The sequence below is a fragment of the Streptomyces torulosus genome (genome assembly GCF_001419765.1).
GTDB lineage: Bacteria > Actinomycetota > Actinomycetes > Streptomycetales > Streptomycetaceae > Streptomyces > Streptomyces torulosus.
Map to the genome: position 1 here is coordinate 561 of NZ_LIRK01000150.1, position 16,363 is coordinate 16,923.

A 16,363-nucleotide genomic window follows, 5' to 3' on the forward strand; every position below is an offset into this window, starting at 1 on the left:
TCCGCCGCCTGGCTCATCGACAAGGCCGGCTTCACCAAGGGCTACGGCAACGGCCCGGCCCGCATCTCCACGAAGCACACCCTGGCCCTCACCAACCGCGGCGCGGCCACCACCGAGGACCTCCTGACCCTGGCCCGCGAGGTCGTCACCGGCGTCCACAACGCCTTCGGCATCACCCTGGTCAACGAGCCGGTGACGGTCGGCGTCAGCCTGTAACGGCGCCCACGGCGCCCACGGCGCCCACGGCGCCCACGGCGCCCACGGCGCCCACGGCGCCCACGTTCACGAGGCGAGCCACGCGTCCACCCCCGCCAGCAACCGCGCCTTCGTGTCCTCCGGCGCCGCCGACCCCCGGATCGACTGCCGGGCCAGCTCCGCCAGCTCCTGGTCCGTGAAGCCGTGATGGGTACGGGCGATCTCGTACTGCGCCGCCAGCCGGGAGCCGAACAGAAGCGGGTCGTCGGCGCCGAGGGCCATCGGCACACCCGCCTCGAAGAGCGTGCGCAGCGGTACGTCCTGCGGCTTCTCGTAGACACCGAGGGCGACGTTCGACGCGGGGCACACCTCGCACGTGATGCCCCGGTCGGCGAGCCGCTTCAGCAGCCGCGGGTCGTCCGCCGCGCGCACCCCGTGCCCGATCCGGTCGGCGTCCAGGTCGTCCAGGCAGTCCCGTACGGACGACGGACCGGACAGCTCGCCCCCGTGCGGCGCGGACAGCAGCCCGCCGTCGCGCGCGATCGCGAACGCCCGGTCGAAGTCCCGCGCCATGCCGCGCCGCTCGTCGTTGGACAGCCCGAACCCGACGACGCCCCGTTCCGCGTACCGCACCGCGAGCCGGGCCAGTGTCCGCGCGTCCAGCGGGTGCTTCATCCGGTTCGCGGCGACGAGCACCCGCATCCCGAGCCCGGTCTCGCGCGCCGTCGTGTCCACGGCGTCCAGGATGATCTCCAGCGCGGGGATCAGCCCGCCCAGCCGAGGGGCGTACGACGTCGGGTCGACCTGGATCTCCAGCCATCCGGAGCCGTCCTTGACGTCCTCCTCGGCGGCCTCCCGCACCAGCCGCTGGATGTCCTCCGGCTCCCGCAGGCACGAGCGCGCCGCGTCGTACAGCCGCTGGAAGCGGAACCATCCGCGCTCGTCCGTCGCCCGCAGCCGTGGCGGCTCCCCGCTGGTCAGCGCCTCCGTCAGCACGTCGGGCAGCCGTACCCCGTGTTTGTCGGCCAGTTCCAGGACGGTCGTCGGGCGCATCGACCCGGTGAAGTGCAGGTGCAGATGGGCCTTCGGCAGTTCAGAGAGATCACGTACGCGCTCCATTGCCCGATCCTGCCGCACGCCGCCGCCGTCCCGGTAGCGGAATCCCTGAACGTGGTCTTGCTCGCACAAAGGAATGGGGGCGGGCCGGCGGAACCTCAGTCCGTCGCCTCGGCCAGCAGCTTCTGGATCCGTGACACGCCCTCGACGAGGTCCTCGTCACCCAGCGCGTACGACAGCCGCAGATATCCCGGCGTGCCGAACGCCTCACCCGGGACGACCGCCACCTCGGCCTCCTCCAGGATCAGCGCGGCCAGCTCGACGGAGTTCTGCGGCCGCTTGCCCCGGATCTCCTTGCCGATCAGCGCCTTCACCGACGGGTAGGCGTAGAACGCGCCCTCGGGCTCCGGGCAGAGGACACCCTCGATCTCGTTGAGCATCCGCACGATGGTCTTGCGGCGCCGGTCGAAGGCCTCACGCATCGTCGCCACGGCGTCCAGGTCGCCGGAGACGGCGGCGAGGGCGGCCGCCTGGGCGACGTTGGAGACGTTGGAGGTGGCGTGCGACTGGAGGTTGGTCGCGGCCTTCACCACGTCCTTCGGGCCGATGATCCACCCGACGCGCCAGCCGGTCATGGCGTACGTCTTGGCGACACCGTTGACGACGATGCACTTGTCGCGCAGCTCGGGCAGGAGCGCGGGCAGCGAGGTGAACTTCGCGTCCCCGTAGACGAGGTGCTCGTAGATCTCGTCCGTCATCACCCACAGGCCGTGCTCGACGGCCCAGCGGCCGATCGCCTCGGCGTCCTCGGCGCTGTAGACCGCGCCGGTCGGGTTGGAGGGGGAGACGAAGAGGACGACCTTCGTCCGCTCGGTGCGCGCGGCCTCCAGCTGCTCGACGGAGACGCGGTAGCCGGTGGTCTCGTCTGCGACGACCTCGACCGGGACACCGCCAGCCAGGCGGATCGACTCCGGGTACGTCGTCCAGTACGGCGCCGGGACGATCACCTCGTCGCCCGGGTCGAGGATCGCGGCGAACGCCTCGTAGATGGCCTGCTTGCCGCCGTTGGTGACGAGGATCTGCGCCGGGTCGACCTCGTAGCCCGAGTCGCGCAGCGTCTTCGCGGCGATCGCGGCCTTCAGCTCGGGCAGACCACCGGCGGGCGTGTAGCGGTGGTACTTCGGGTTCTTGCAGGCCTCGACGGCCGCCTCGACGATGTAGTCGGGGGTCGGGAAGTCGGGCTCACCGGCGCCGAAGCCGATCACCGGACGTCCGGCGGCCTTGAGGGCCTTGGCCTTGGCGTCGACGGCGAGGGTCGCGGACTCGGAGATCGCGCCGATGCGGGCGGAGACCCGGCGCTCGGTCGGAGGGGTTGCAGCGCTCATGGGGCCCATCGTTCCAGACCGGAAACGAGCCCGGCACGCGGGTTTCACAGACTGAACAGCACAGGAACAACCGTCCGGATCCGGGCGCGGCGACGGTCGATCTTCGACGCACAACGCCCCTGCGGACGCTTTCTGTTCGACGACGGGCCTCGGACCACGTACACTCTCACCTCGTTGGCCTTCACCGGCCGCAGCACCAGGTGCACACCGAGCACCCGGTCGGATGCGGTACGTTGGTGGAGAACCACAAAGGGTCGTAGCTCAATTGGTAGAGCACTGGTCTCCAAAACCAGCGGTTGGGGGTTCAAGTCCCTCCGGCCCTGCTACACACTCCTCACGCCAGGATGTGTGCGCATGTACGTACAGCAATGTTCCGCCGTGCGGCTCAGACCGGGCGCGGCACGGCCACGGACCCGGACCGGAATCAGGTGAGGATGAATGACGGACGCCGTGGGCTCCATCGACACGCCTGATGCCCAGGACGAGGTGCCCGAGGACAAGAAGAAGACCCGTAAGGGCGGAAAGCGCGCCAAGAAGGGCCCGCTGAAGCGCCTGGCGCTCTTCTACCGCCAGATCGTCGCGGAGCTGCGGAAGGTCGTCTGGCCCACCCGCTCCCAGCTGACGACTTACACCACCGTGGTCATCGTCTTCGTCGTCATCATGATCGGTCTCGTGACTGTGATTGACTTCGGACTCGACAAGGCCGCCAAGTACGTCTTCGGCTGAGCCGACTGCGAAGGGCGCCGTACCAGGCGCCCCTTTCGCGTGTTCCACCCCTTGTATCCAGGAAGAAGCAGCCACAGTGTCTGACCCGAACCTGAACGACGCCATCGAGCCGGACCAGTCCGTGGATGATGAGCTCGACATCGTCGAGGGAGCGGACGAGGTCGACGAGTTCGAGGCTGCGGAAGCCGAGGCGGGGGAGCCGGCCGAGGAAGAGGCCGTGCACGTCGTGGACGACGAGGCCGAGGCAGCCGAAGACGAGGCCGCCGAGGAAGCCGCCGAAGAAGAGGAAGAGGCCGAGCCGGTCGACCCGGTCGAGGCCCTCCGCGAGGAACTGCGGACCCTGCCCGGCGAGTGGTACGTCATCCACACCTACGCCGGTTACGAGAACCGCGTGAAGACCAACCTGGAGCAGCGCGCCGTCTCGCTGAACGTCGAGGACTACATCTTCCAGGCCGAGGTGCCGCAGGAAGAGGTCGTCCAGATCAAGAACGGCGACCGCAAGACCATCCGTCAGAACAAGCTCCCCGGCTACGTCCTGGTGCGCATGGATCTGACGAACGAGTCCTGGGGCGTCGTCCGCAACACCCCCGGCGTCACCGGCTTCGTGGGCAACGCGTACGACCCGTACCCGCTGACCCTGGACGAGATCGTCAAGATGCTCGCGCCGGAGGCCGAGGAGAAGGCCGCGCGTGAGGCCGCCGAGGCCGAGGGCAAGCCCGCTCCGCAGCGCAAGGTCGAGGTCCAGGTGCTGGACTTCGAGGTCGGCGACTCGGTCACCGTCACCGACGGCCCCTTCGCCACGCTGCAGGCGACGATCAACGAGATCAACGCCGACTCCAAGAAGGTCAAGGGCCTGGTGGAGATCTTCGGCCGCGAGACCCCGGTCGAGCTTTCCTTCGACCAGATCCAGAAGAACTGACGAAGCTCGAAAGCAGCAGGTCAGGTCGGTCCTTGTGAGGACCCCCTGACCTGCTCGTTTTTGGCCGCGCATCTATACCCGTTATCGTTGTGCGGTATGCCTTCATCTGGCCGCGAACCGGATGAGGGCGCACTCGAATCGAAAGGACCCGGAGAGCTATGCCTCCCAAGAAGAAGAAGGTCACGGGGCTTATCAAGCTCCAGATCAACGCCGGTGCGGCGAACCCGGCTCCGCCGGTCGGCCCCGCGCTCGGTCAGCACGGCGTCAACATCATGGAGTTCTGCAAGGCCTACAACGCGGCGACCGAGTCGCAGCGTGGCTGGGTGATCCCGGTGGAGATCACGGTCTACGAGGACCGCTCCTTCACCTTCATCACCAAGACCCCGCCGGCCGCGAAGATGATCCTCAAGGCCGCTGGTGTCGAGAAGGGCTCCGGCGAGCCGCACAAGACCAAGGTCGCCAAGATCACCGAGGCGCAGGTCCGCGAGATCGCCCAGACCAAGCTGCCCGACCTGAACGCCAACGACCTGGACGCCGCGTCGAAGATCATCGCCGGCACCGCCCGCTCCATGGGCATCACGGTCGAGGGCTGACCTCAGCCTCGTAGCACCTTCGTAGAACCATGCGGCCTCGGCCGCACGTGGCAGGGCCTGCTCGGCCCGTACCACGACTCCTTTCAGAACACACAGGAGCAGTTGTGAGCAAGCGCAGCAAGGCTCTCCGCGCTGCGGACGCCAAGGTCGACCGGGAGAAGCTGTACGCCCCGCTCGAGGCCGTCCGTCTCGCCAAGGAGACCTCCACGACCAAGTTCGACGGCACTGTCGAGGTCGCCTTCCGTCTGGGTGTCGACCCTCGTAAGGCCGACCAGATGGTCCGTGGCACCGTGAACCTCCCGCACGGCACCGGTAAGACCGCCCGGGTCCTGGTCTTCGCGACCGGTGACCGTGCCGAGGCCGCTCGTGCCGCGGGCGCCGACATCGTCGGCGCCGACGAGCTCATCGACGAGGTGTCGAAGGGCCGCCTGGACTTCGACGCCGTCGTCGCCACCCCGGACCTCATGGGCAAGGTCGGCCGCCTCGGCCGTGTGCTCGGTCCCCGTGGTCTCATGCCGAACCCCAAGACCGGCACCGTGACCCCGGACGTCGCGAAGGCTGTCACCGAGATCAAGGGTGGCAAGATCGAGTTCCGCGTCGACAAGCACTCGAACCTGCACTTCATCATCGGCAAGACGTCCTTCGAGGACGAGAAGCTGGTGGAGAACTACGCGGCGGCCCTCGAGGAGATCACGCGTCTCAAGCCGTCCGCCGCCAAGGGCCGCTACATCAAGAAGGCCGCCATCAGCACCACGATCGGCCCCGGCATCCCGATCGACCCGAACCGCACCCGCAACCTCCTCGTCGAGGAGGACCCGGCCGCCGTCTGAGCCCACCGCTCACCAGGCAGCCGCGTCGCGCACGCGTAGCGAGAACGAGCCCCGCACCCTCCGAGGTGCGGGGCTCGTCCCTTTGCGGGCGTACCGGCCTCCGCGTGGCCACAAGAAGCCGGTGAGCGCTCTGCCGACCGCCTGAAACCCGGGGACAGCCGGGTTGCGGGCGCGTTAGTGTCCCCTCGGCCCCTGCACGTGGGGCGTGAGGTAACAGGGGGACACATGAGGTATTCCACGGCCGGCTCCGTACGACGGCGCAGAGCCGCCGCAGCGACGGTCGTCGCCGCCGCGCTGCTCGGCGGCACCAGCGGCTGCGGCACCGCGTCGGACACGGCGGCCGAGGCGGATCTGACGCCCGCCCAGTCGGTGTCCCGGGCAGCGCGGACGACGCTGGGGCTCACCTCGCTGCGGTATCGGGTGACCGGCACGTTGCCGGGGCACGGCAAGGTGCGGGCCGAGGCGTCCATGGGCGTGCGGCCGAGTGTCATGCGCATGAAAATCGCCGGGCTCGGCAAGACCGAGGGCAAGCCCTTGCAGATCCGGTTCGCCGGCGGGGCCATGTACACCGAGGGGGACACGGCCGCCCTCGGGGACGCGGGCGGGAAGCGCTGGCTCAAGGCGGAGCCGGCCGTGTGGGGCCGCGGCTCCGCGTACAACCAGACCTATCGGGTCGTGCCCCGGCAGCTGGAGGGCAGCCCCCTCGTGCAGTCCACGATCCTGAGCGGTGCCGAGGACATCCGCGAGGCCGGCTCCGGGACCGTGGACGGCACCCCCACCACCCACTATCGGGGCGAGGTCACGGGCAAGGGGCTGCGGGCGTACCAGTCGGCGGCCAAGGGCAAGAAGGCCCACAAGCTGCGGACGGACTGCTTCGACCAGTTCATGGCCCTGGGGCTGAAGGTCGGGAGCCCGCTCACCATGGATCTGTGGGTCGACGAGGACGGCCGGGCCAAGCAGTTCCGGATGCGGGGGCGGACCAACGCGCTGGACGGCAAGGGGCGCTGGGTCGACACCGGGCCGCTCGACATGACCGTCACCTTCCTGGACGTCAACCCGTCGGTGACCGTCGAGCCCCCGGCGGCCGACGACACGGTGGACCTCGCCGAACTGGTGGACGGGGCGGCGCCCAGGGGCTGATCCGCCCGCCCCGGGGAGCGGATTTGCTTGACGGCGATGCGGTCCCGTACTCTTCCGAGGAAGCCAAAGACCGCTGGTCGTTGCCGTGTGCTCGTGGAGAGGGCGCGGTGGCCGAAGGATCCGCTGAATGCGGACGACCCGCGCAGGTGACTGTGGAAGTTGCTCCCGGATCTGTTCCGTCTCCAGCGGAATTCATTCGGTTGAGCTACGCCCCGTGCGCCTGCGCCGGGGCGTTTCGTTTTGACGCAGCCCCTTCCGAGCGGTCCTCATCACCCGGAAGGAGGCCGACGCTCTATGGCAAGGCCCGACAAGGCTGCCGCGGTGGCCGAGCTCACGGAGCAGTTCCGTAGCTCGAACGCCGCCGTGCTGACCGAGTACCGGGGTCTCACCGTGGCGCAGCTCAAGACGCTGCGTCGTTCGCTCGGTGAGAACGCCCAGTACGCCGTGGTGAAGAACACGCTGACCAAGATTGCGGCCAACGAGGCCGGGATCACGACGCTCGACGACCTGTTCAACGGTCCGACGGCGGTCGCCTTCGTCACCGGTGACCCGGTGGAGTCGGCGAAGGGTCTTCGTGACTTCGCCAAGGACAACCCGAACCTCGTCATCAAGGGCGGTGTCCTTGACGGCAAGGCGCTGTCCGCCGACGAGATCAAGAAGCTTGCGGACCTCGAGTCCCGCGAGGTTCTGCTCGCCAAGCTGGCGGGCGCCCTGAAGGGCAAGCAGACGCAGGCTGCTCAGGTCTTCCAGGCGCTCCCGTCGAAGCTCGTCCGCACCGTGGACGCGCTTCGCGCCAAGCAGGACGAGCAGGGCGGTGCCGAGTAACTCGGCTCGCGAAATGACCGCCGCCTGAGGCGCTCAGCCCCAGGCATCGGTCGTAGCGGGCCGAACGTACGCCCGCCATACATGTACATCCGGCACCAGCCGAATTAGTGGAAGGAAAGCCATCGTGGCTCTCACCCAGGACGAACTGCTCGCCGAGTTCGAGGGCATGACCCTCATCCAGCTCTCCGAGTTCGTGAAGGCGTTCGAGGAGAAGTTCGACGTCACCGCCGCCGCCGCGGTCGCCGTTGCCGGCCCCGCCGTTCCCGGCGCCCCGGCCGAGGCCGTCGAGGAGAAGGACGAGTTCGACGTCATCCTCACCGGCGCCGGCGAGAAGAAGATCCAGGTCATCAAGGTCGTGCGTGAGCTCACCTCCCTCGGCCTGAAGGAGGCCAAGGACCTGGTCGACGGTGCGCCGAAGCCGGTTCTGGAGAAGGTCAACAAGGAGGCCGCGGACAAGGCCAAGGAGTCCCTCGAGGGCGCCGGCGCCTCCGTCGAGGTCAAGTAAGGCCTCGCTGGTCCGCCAGCTCTCCGGGCCCGCCAGGGCCCGTGCGACGCAGTTCTGAGACGAGTGGGAAAAACTCGTTCGAATCTGTAACGCGAACGCACTGAAGGGCGATCACCCAACTGGGTGGTCGCCCTTCGGCGTTCGGGGACGTCGAGCGACGGCTGCCTTGCACTGCCGGTGGCGGCGAGTATGGTGATCTTCGTCGTGCCTCCGGGCGCCCTGGGTGACGGACCGCGAGTGACGATCGCGGCATGCGGAGCGGGCATGAGGGGCCTTGACGAACCGCACGCAGCGCGCAATTCTCAGGACGCGTCGTGACACCGATCCGAACTCCGAGGCATGGATCGACGGCGAAGAGGGCAGTATCAACGTGCATTGAGGGCGTGGGCTTGCGCAGGTGTCGAGAACAACGAGGGTCTCGAAAAACCCGCACTGGACATCAGTGTGCCAAGTGGCTACACTGACCCTTTGCGCTGCCTGTTAGCTGTCCCCTGCCCGTCACCAGGGGCATGCCCTCACTTGAGCATCGACGAAGAGACCATTCCTGACCTGGCGTTATCTGTCAGTTCAGGAGCAGCCTGTTCGCTTTGCGCAGGAGAGGGGCCGGTACGCGCGTAGTGAGTCCGAGCCCTCGGAAGGACCCCCTCTTGGCCGCCTCGCGCAACGCCTCGACCGCGAATACGAACAACGGCGCCAGCACCGCCCCGCTGCGCATCTCCTTTGCAAAGATCAAGGAGCCTCTCGAGGTTCCCAACCTGCTCGCGCTGCAGACCGAGAGCTTCGACTGGCTGCTCGGCAACACCGCTTGGCAGAGTCGGGTCGAGGAGGCTCTGGAGAACGGACAGGACGTCCCCACCAAGTCCGGTCTGGAGGAGATCTTCGAGGAGATCTCCCCGATCGAGGACTTCTCCGGGTCGATGTCGCTGACCTTCCGCGACCACCGCTTCGAGCCGCCGAAGAACAGCATCGACGAGTGCAAGGACCGCGACTTCACCTACGCGGCCCCGCTCTTCGTGACGGCCGAGTTCACCAACAACGAGACCGGCGAGATCAAGTCCCAGACGGTCTTCATGGGCGACTTCCCGCTCATGACCCACAAGGGCACCTTCGTCATCAACGGCACCGAGCGTGTCGTGGTGTCGCAGCTGGTTCGTTCGCCGGGTGTCTACTTCGACTCCAGCATCGACAAGACGTCCGACAAGGACATCTTCTCGGCCAAGATCATCCCGTCCCGGGGTGCCTGGCTGGAGATGGAGATCGACAAGCGCGACATGGTCGGTGTGCGTATCGACCGCAAGCGCAAGCAGTCCGTGACCGTCCTCCTCAAGGCTCTCGGTTGGACCACCGAGCAGATCCTGGAGGAGTTCGGCGAGTACGAGTCCATGCGCGCCACCCTGGAGAAGGACCACACCCAGGGCCAGGACGACGCGTTGCTCGACATCTACCGCAAGCTGCGTCCGGGCGAGCCCCCCACGCGTGAGGCCGCGCAGACGCTTCTTGAGAACCTGTACTTCAACCCGAAGCGCTACGACCTCGCCAAGGTCGGCCGTTACAAGGTCAACAAGAAGCTGGGTGCGGAGGCTCCGCTGGACGCGGGCATCCTGACCGTCGAGGACATCATCTCGACGATCAAGTACCTGGTGAAGCTGCACGCGGGCGAGACCGAGACGGTCGGCGACAGCGGCACGAACATCGTCGTCGAGACCGACGACATCGACCACTTCGGCAACCGTCGTCTGCGCAGCGTCGGCGAGCTCATCCAGAACCAGGTCCGTACGGGTCTGGCTCGTATGGAGCGTGTCGTCCGCGAGCGCATGACGACTCAGGACGTCGAGGCGATCACGCCGCAGACCCTGATCAACATCCGGCCGGTCGTCGCCTCCATCAAGGAGTTCTTCGGCACCAGCCAGCTGTCGCAGTTCATGGACCAGAACAACCCGCTGTCGGGGCTGACGCACAAGCGTCGTCTCTCGGCGCTGGGTCCCGGTGGTCTGTCGCGTGAGCGGGCCGGCTTCGAGGTCCGTGACGTGCACCCGTCGCACTACGGCCGCATGTGCCCGATCGAGACGCCCGAAGGCCCGAACATCGGTCTGATCGGTTCGCTCGCCTCCTACGGCCGCGTCAACGCGTTCGGTTTCGTGGAGACGCCGTACCGCAAGGTCGTCGACGGTCAGGTCACCGACGAGGTCGACTACCTGACGGCCGACGAGGAGGACCGCTTCGTCATCGCGCAGGCCAACGCCACGCTCAACGACGACATGCGGTTCGAGGAGTCCCGGGTCCTGGTCCGCCGTCGTGGCGGCGAGGTCGACTACGTCCCTGGTGACGACGTCGACTACATGGACGTCTCGCCGCGCCAGATGGTGTCGGTCGCGACCGCCATGATCCCGTTCCTCGAGCACGACGACGCCAACCGTGCCCTCATGGGCGCGAACATGATGCGCCAGGCCGTGCCCCTCATCAAGTCCGAGGCGCCGCTCGTCGGCACCGGCATGGAGTACCGCTCCGCGGTCGACGCCGGCGATGTGGTCAAGGCCGAGAAGGCCGGTGTGGTCCAGGAGGTCTCCGCGGACTACATCACCACCGCCAACGACGACGGCACGTACATCACGTACCGCCTGGCCAAGTTCGCCCGCTCCAACCAGGGCACCTCGGTCAACCAGAAGGTCATCGTCAACGAGGGCGACCGGATCATCGAGGGCCAGGTCCTCGCCGATGGTCCGGCCACCGAGAACGGCGAGATGGCGCTGGGCAAGAACCTGCTCGTGGCGTTCATGCCGTGGGAGGGTCACAACTACGAGGACGCGATCATCCTGTCGCAGCGCCTCGTGCAGGACGACGTCCTCTCCTCGATCCACATCGAGGAGCACGAGGTCGACGCCCGTGACACCAAGCTCGGCCCCGAGGAGATCACCCGGGACATCCCGAACGTCTCCGAGGAGGTCCTCGCCGACCTCGACGAGCGCGGCATCATCCGTATCGGTGCCGAGGTCGTCGCCGGTGACATCCTCGTCGGCAAGGTCACGCCCAAGGGTGAGACCGAGCTGACCCCCGAGGAGCGCCTGCTCCGCGCGATCTTCGGTGAGAAGGCCCGTGAGGTCCGTGACACCTCGCTGAAGGTGCCGCACGGCGAGATCGGCAAGGTCATCGGCGTCCGCGTCTTCGACCGCGAGGAGGGCGACGAGCTTCCCCCCGGTGTCAACCAGCTGGTGCGCGTCTACGTCGCGCAGAAGCGCAAGATCACCGACGGTGACAAGCTCGCCGGCCGTCACGGCAACAAGGGCGTCATCTCCAAGATCCTGCCCATCGAGGACATGCCGTTCCTCGAGGACGGGACCCCGGTCGACATCATCCTCAACCCGCTCGGTGTGCCGTCCCGAATGAACCCGGGACAGGTCCTGGAGATCCACCTCGGCTGGCTCGCCAGCCGCGGCTGGGACGTCTCCGGCCTCGCCGACGAGTGGGCGCAGCGTCTGCAGGTCATCGGCGCCGACAGTGTCGCCCCCGGCACCAACGTCGCCACCCCGGTCTTCGACGGTGCCCGTGAGGACGAGCTGGCGGGTCTGCTGCAGCACACCATCCCGAACCGCGACGGCGAGCGCATGGTGCTCCCGTCCGGCAAGGCGCGGCTGTTCGACGGCCGTAGCGGTGAGCCGTTCCCGGACCCGATCTCGGTCGGCTACATGTACATCCTCAAGCTGCACCACCTGGTCGACGACAAGCTGCACGCCCGTTCGACCGGCCCGTACTCGATGATCACCCAGCAGCCGCTGGGTGGTAAGGCCCAGTTCGGTGGCCAGCGCTTCGGTGAGATGGAGGTGTGGGCGCTGGAGGCTTACGGCGCCGCGTACGCCCTCCAGGAGCTGCTGACCATCAAGTCCGACGACGTCACCGGCCGCGTGAAGGTCTACGAGGCCATCGTCAAGGGCGAGAACATTCCCGAGCCCGGCATCCCCGAGTCCTTCAAGGTTCTCATCAAGGAGATGCAGTCCCTGTGCCTCAACGTGGAGGTGCTGTCCTCGGACGGCATGTCCATCGAGATGCGCGACACCGACGAGGACGTCTTCCGCGCTGCGGAGGAGCTTGGCATCGACCTGTCCCGGCGCGAGCCGAGCAGCGTCGAAGAGGTCTGACGGGAGTTCGGCGGCCTTCGTCATGAAGGCCGCCGGCCCCAGGACCCCCGTATCAGACCCCATGACTTACAACCCTGAGAGGGATTGACGCATAGTGCTCGACGTCAACTTCTTCGACGAGCTCCGGATCGGTCTGGCCACCGCTGACGACATCCGTCAGTGGAGCCACGGCGAGGTCAAGAAGCCCGAGACGATCAACTACCGCACGCTCAAGCCCGAAAAGGACGGACTCTTCTGCGAGAAGATCTTCGGTCCGACCCGGGACTGGGAGTGCTACTGCGGCAAGTACAAGCGTGTCCGCTTCAAGGGCATCATCTGTGAGCGCTGTGGCGTCGAGGTCACGCGCGCCAAGGTGCGCCGTGAGCGGATGGGCCACATCGAGCTGGCCGCTCCCGTCACCCACATCTGGTACTTCAAGGGCGTTCCGTCGCGGCTGGGCTACCTGCTCGACCTCGCCCCGAAGGACCTCGAGAAGGTCATCTACTTCGCGGCGTACATGATCACGTACGTCGACGAGGAGCGCCGCACCCGCGACCTGCCCTCCCTGGAGGCGCATGTCTCCGTCGAGCGGCAGCAGATCGAGAACCGCCGGGACGCCGACCTGGAGGCCCGCGCCAAGAAGCTCGAGACCGACCTGGCCGAGCTCGAGGCCGAGGGCGCCAAGGCGGACGTGCGCCGCAAGGTGCGCGAGGGCGCCGAGCGTGAGATGAAGCAGCTGCGCGACCGTTCGCAGCGCGAGATCGACCGTCTCGACGAGGTGTGGACCCGGTTCAAGAACCTCAAGGTCCAGGACCTGGAGGGCGACGAGCTCCTCTACCGCGAGCTGCGTGACCGCTTCGGCACGTACTTCGACGGCTCGATGGGTGCCGCGGCGCTGCAGAAGCGCCTGGAGTCCTTCGACCTCGACGAGGAGGCCGAGCGCCTCCGCGAGATCATCCGCACCGGCAAGGGCCAGAAGAAGACCCGTGCGCTCAAGCGCCTCAAGGTCGTCTCCGCGTTCCTGCAGACCAGCAACAGCCCCAAGGGCATGGTGCTCGACTGCGTGCCGGTCATCCCGCCGGACCTGCGTCCGATGGTGCAGCTGGACGGTGGCCGCTTCGCGACCTCCGACCTGAACGACCTGTACCGCCGTGTGATCAACCGCAACAACCGTCTGAAGCGCCTGCTCGACCTGGGTGCTCCGGAGATCATCGTCAACAACGAGAAGCGCATGCTTCAGGAGGCTGTTGACGCCCTCTTCGACAACGGTCGCCGCGGCCGCCCGGTGACCGGTCCCGGTAACCGCCCGCTGAAGTCCCTCAGCGACATGCTGAAGGGTAAGCAGGGTCGATTCCGTCAGAACCTGCTCGGTAAGCGTGTGGACTACTCCGCGCGTTCCGTGATCGTCGTCGGTCCGCAGCTGAAGCTGCACCAGTGCGGTCTGCCGAAGGCGATGGCGCTGGAGCTGTTCAAGCCGTTCGTGATGAAGCGCCTGGTCGACCTGAACCACGCGCAGAACATCAAGAGCGCCAAGCGCATGGTGGAGCGCGGCCGCACGGTCGTGTACGACGTCCTCGAAGAGGTCATCGCCGAGCACCCGGTTCTGCTGAACCGTGCTCCCACCCTGCACCGCCTCGGCATCCAGGCCTTCGAGCCGCAGCTGGTCGAGGGCAAGGCCATCCAGATCCACCCGCTCGTCTGCACCGCGTTCAACGCGGACTTCGACGGTGACCAGATGGCCGTGCACCTGCCGCTGTCCGCGGAGGCGCAGGCCGAGGCCCGCATCCTGATGCTGTCCTCGAACAACATCCTCAAGCCGGCCGACGGCCGTCCGGTGACGATGCCGACCCAGGACATGGTCCTCGGTCTGTTCTTCCTCACCACCGACGGCGAGATGCGGAACGTGAAGGGCGAGGACCGCTCCTTCTCCTCCGTGGCCGAGGCGATCATGGCGTTCGACGCCGGTGAGCTCTCGCTGCAGTCGCGCGTGGACATCCGCTTCCCGGTGGGCACCATCCCGCCGCGCGGCTGGACCCCGCCGGCGCGTGAGGAGGGTGAGCCGGAGTGGCAGCAGGGTGACACCTTCACCCTGAGGACCACGCTGGGCCGCGCGCTCTTCAACGAGCTGCTGCCCGAGGACTACCCGTTCGTCGACTACGAGGTCGGCAAGAAGCAGCTCTCCGAGATCGTCAACGACCTCGCCGAGCGCTACCCCAAGGTCATCGTGGCGGCGACGCTCGACAACCTGAAGGCGGCCGGCTTCTACTGGGCGACCCGTTCCGGTGTCACCGTGGCCATCTCCGACGTCGTCGTCCCCGAGGCGAAGAAGGAGATCGTCCGCGGGTACGAGGCTCAGGACGAGAAGGTCCAGAAGCAGTACGAGCGCGGTCTGATCACCAAGGACGAGCGCACGCAGGAGCTCATCGCGATCTGGACCAAGGCGACCAACGAGGTCGCCGAGGCGATGAACGACAACTTCCCGAAGACCAACCCGATCTTCATGATGGTGAACTCGGGTGCACGAGGCAACATGATGCAGATGCGTCAGATCGCCGGTATGCGTGGTCTTGTGTCGAACGCGAAGAACGAGACCATCCCGCGTCCCATCAAGGCCTCGTTCCGTGAGGGTCTGTCCGTGCTGGAGTACTTCATCTCCACGCACGGTGCCCGTAAGGGTCTGGCGGACACCGCCCTGCGTACCGCCGACTCGGGTTACCTGACCCGTCGTCTGGTGGACGTCTCGCAGGACGTCATCATCCGCGAGGAGGACTGTGGCACCGAGCGCGGTCTGAAGCTGCGGATCGCCTCGAAGGACGAGACCGGTGTCCTGCGCAAGGCCGAGGACGTCGAGACCAGCGTCTACGCCCGCATGCTCGCCGAGGACGTCGTCATCGACGGCAAGGTGATCGCGCCGGCCAACGTGGACCTCGGCGACGTGCTCATCGACCAGCTCGTGCACCACGGTGTCGAGGAGGTCAAAACCCGCTCGATCCTGACCTGTGAGTCCAAGGTCGGCACGTGCGCCATGTGCTACGGCCGCTCCCTGGCCACCGGCAAGCTGGTCGACATCGGTGAGGCGGTCGGCATCATCGCCGCCCAGTCCATCGGTGAGCCCGGTACCCAGTTGACGATGCGTACCTTCCACACCGGTGGTGTGGCCGGTGACGACATCACGCAGGGTCTGCCGCGTGTCGTCGAGCTCTTCGAGGCCCGTACCCCGAAGGGTGTCGCCCCGATCTCCGAGGCGGCCGGTCGCGTCCGCATCGAGGAGACCGAGAAGACCAAGAAGATCGTCATCACGCCGGACGACGGCAGCGACGAGACGGCGTACCCGATCTCGAAGCGCGCCCGACTCCTGGTCAGCGAGGGCGAGCACGTCGAGGTGGGCCAGAAGCTCACCGTGGGTGCCACCAACCCGCACGACGTGCTGCGCATCCTGGGTCAGCGTGCCGTCCAGGTCCACCTGGTCGGCGAGGTCCAGAAGGTGTACAACTCGCAGGGTGTGTCGATCCACGACAAGCACATCGAGATCATCATCCGGCAGATGCTCCGCCGCGTGACGATCATCGAGTCCGGCGACGCCGAGCTGCTGCCCGGCGAGCTGGTCGAGCGCTCCCGCTTCGAGCAGGAGAACCGTCGTGTGGTGCAGGAGGGCGGTCACCCGGCCTCCGGTCGTCCGCAGCTCATGGGTATCACCAAGGCCTCGCTGGCCACGGAGTCCTGGCTGTCGGCGGCGTCCTTCCAGGAGACGACGCGAGTCCTCACGGACGCGGCGATCAACGCCAAGTCCGACTCGCTGATCGGCCTCAAGGAGAACGTCATCATCGGTAAGCTCATCCCGGCCGGTACGGGTCTGTCCCGCTACCGCAACATCCGGGTCGAGCCGACCGAGGAGGCCAAGGCCGCGATGTACTCGGCCGTCGGCTACGACGACATCGACTACTCGCCGTTCGGCACGGGCTCCGGCCAGGCCGTTCCGCTGGAGGACTACGACTACGGTCCGTACAACCAGTAAGGCGTACGTCTGCTGAGGGGCGCCCACTCCGCTTGCGCGGGGTGGGCGCCCCTCAGCAGACG

Annotated in this window: 11 protein-coding genes, 1 tRNA gene and 1 pseudogene; 11 read left to right on the forward strand and 2 right to left on the reverse strand. The window is 67.2% G+C overall.

What is annotated here, in order from left to right:
• Positions 1-216, forward strand: a pseudogene (locus AOK23_RS49645) (UDP-N-acetylmuramate dehydrogenase); the annotation flags it as partial.
• A 66-nt stretch (positions 217-282) separates the two neighbouring features.
• Here AOK23_RS49645 and AOK23_RS11225 read toward each other — a convergent pair.
• Both AOK23_RS11225 and AOK23_RS11230 read right to left on the reverse strand, forming a co-directional pair.
• Positions 283-1,314, reverse strand: coding sequence for an adenosine deaminase (locus AOK23_RS11225; RefSeq protein WP_055712590.1), 1,032 nt, complete (start codon positions 1,312-1,314; stop codon positions 283-285).
• A gap of 95 nt (positions 1,315-1,409) precedes the next feature.
• Positions 1,410-2,636 carry a pyridoxal phosphate-dependent aminotransferase gene (locus AOK23_RS11230; protein ID WP_055515288.1) on the reverse strand — a complete coding sequence of 409 codons (1,227 nt, stop codon included), beginning with the start codon at positions 2,634-2,636 and terminating at the stop codon, positions 1,410-1,412.
• Positions 2,637-2,886: 250 nt separating this feature from the next.
• On the opposite strand from AOK23_RS11230, the gene AOK23_RS11235 reads away from it, so the two are divergent.
• From AOK23_RS11235 to AOK23_RS11280, 10 genes are all read left to right on the forward strand, one after another.
• Positions 2,887-2,959: transfer RNA gene (locus AOK23_RS11235), tRNA-Trp, on the forward strand.
• Positions 2,960-3,074: 115 nt separating this feature from the next.
• Positions 3,075-3,362 carry a preprotein translocase subunit SecE gene (secE, locus tag AOK23_RS11240; RefSeq protein ID WP_033528314.1) on the forward strand — a complete coding sequence of 96 codons (288 nt, stop codon included), beginning with the start codon at positions 3,075-3,077 and terminating at the stop codon, positions 3,360-3,362.
• A 76-nt stretch (positions 3,363-3,438) separates the two neighbouring features.
• Entirely contained in the window at positions 3,439-4,281 is an 843-nt protein-coding gene (nusG, locus tag AOK23_RS11245; RefSeq protein ID WP_055712591.1) for a transcription termination/antitermination protein NusG, read from the forward strand.
• Positions 4,282-4,439: 158 nt separating this feature from the next.
• Positions 4,440-4,874 carry a 50S ribosomal protein L11 gene (gene rplK, locus AOK23_RS11250; RefSeq protein ID WP_055515278.1) on the forward strand — a complete coding sequence of 145 codons (435 nt, stop codon included), beginning with the start codon at positions 4,440-4,442 and terminating at the stop codon, positions 4,872-4,874.
• A 104-nt stretch (positions 4,875-4,978) separates the two neighbouring features.
• Entirely contained in the window at positions 4,979-5,704 is a 726-nt protein-coding gene (gene rplA / locus AOK23_RS11255) for a 50S ribosomal protein L1 (protein ID WP_055712592.1), read from the forward strand.
• Between the two features lie 225 nt (positions 5,705-5,929).
• Positions 5,930-6,844 carry an SCO4651 family lipoprotein gene (locus AOK23_RS11260; RefSeq protein WP_079049419.1) on the forward strand — a complete coding sequence of 305 codons (915 nt, stop codon included), beginning with the start codon at positions 5,930-5,932 and terminating at the stop codon, positions 6,842-6,844.
• Between the two features lie 294 nt (positions 6,845-7,138).
• A complete protein-coding gene (gene rplJ, locus AOK23_RS11265) occupies positions 7,139-7,669 on the forward strand; it encodes a 50S ribosomal protein L10 (protein WP_009330729.1) in 531 nt (176 codons plus the stop codon).
• 121 nt (positions 7,670-7,790) lie between these two features.
• A complete protein-coding gene (rplL, locus tag AOK23_RS11270; RefSeq protein WP_107102767.1) occupies positions 7,791-8,174 on the forward strand; it encodes a 50S ribosomal protein L7/L12 in 384 nt (127 codons plus the stop codon).
• A 647-nt stretch (positions 8,175-8,821) separates the two neighbouring features.
• Entirely contained in the window at positions 8,822-12,307 is a 3,486-nt protein-coding gene (rpoB, locus tag AOK23_RS11275; RefSeq protein ID WP_055712593.1) for a DNA-directed RNA polymerase subunit beta, read from the forward strand.
• 94 nt (positions 12,308-12,401) lie between these two features.
• Complete coding sequence (locus tag AOK23_RS11280; protein ID WP_055515268.1) at positions 12,402-16,301, forward strand: DNA-directed RNA polymerase subunit beta'; 3,900 nt, start codon at positions 12,402-12,404, stop codon at positions 16,299-16,301.
• Positions 16,302-16,363: the final 62 nt, after the last annotated feature.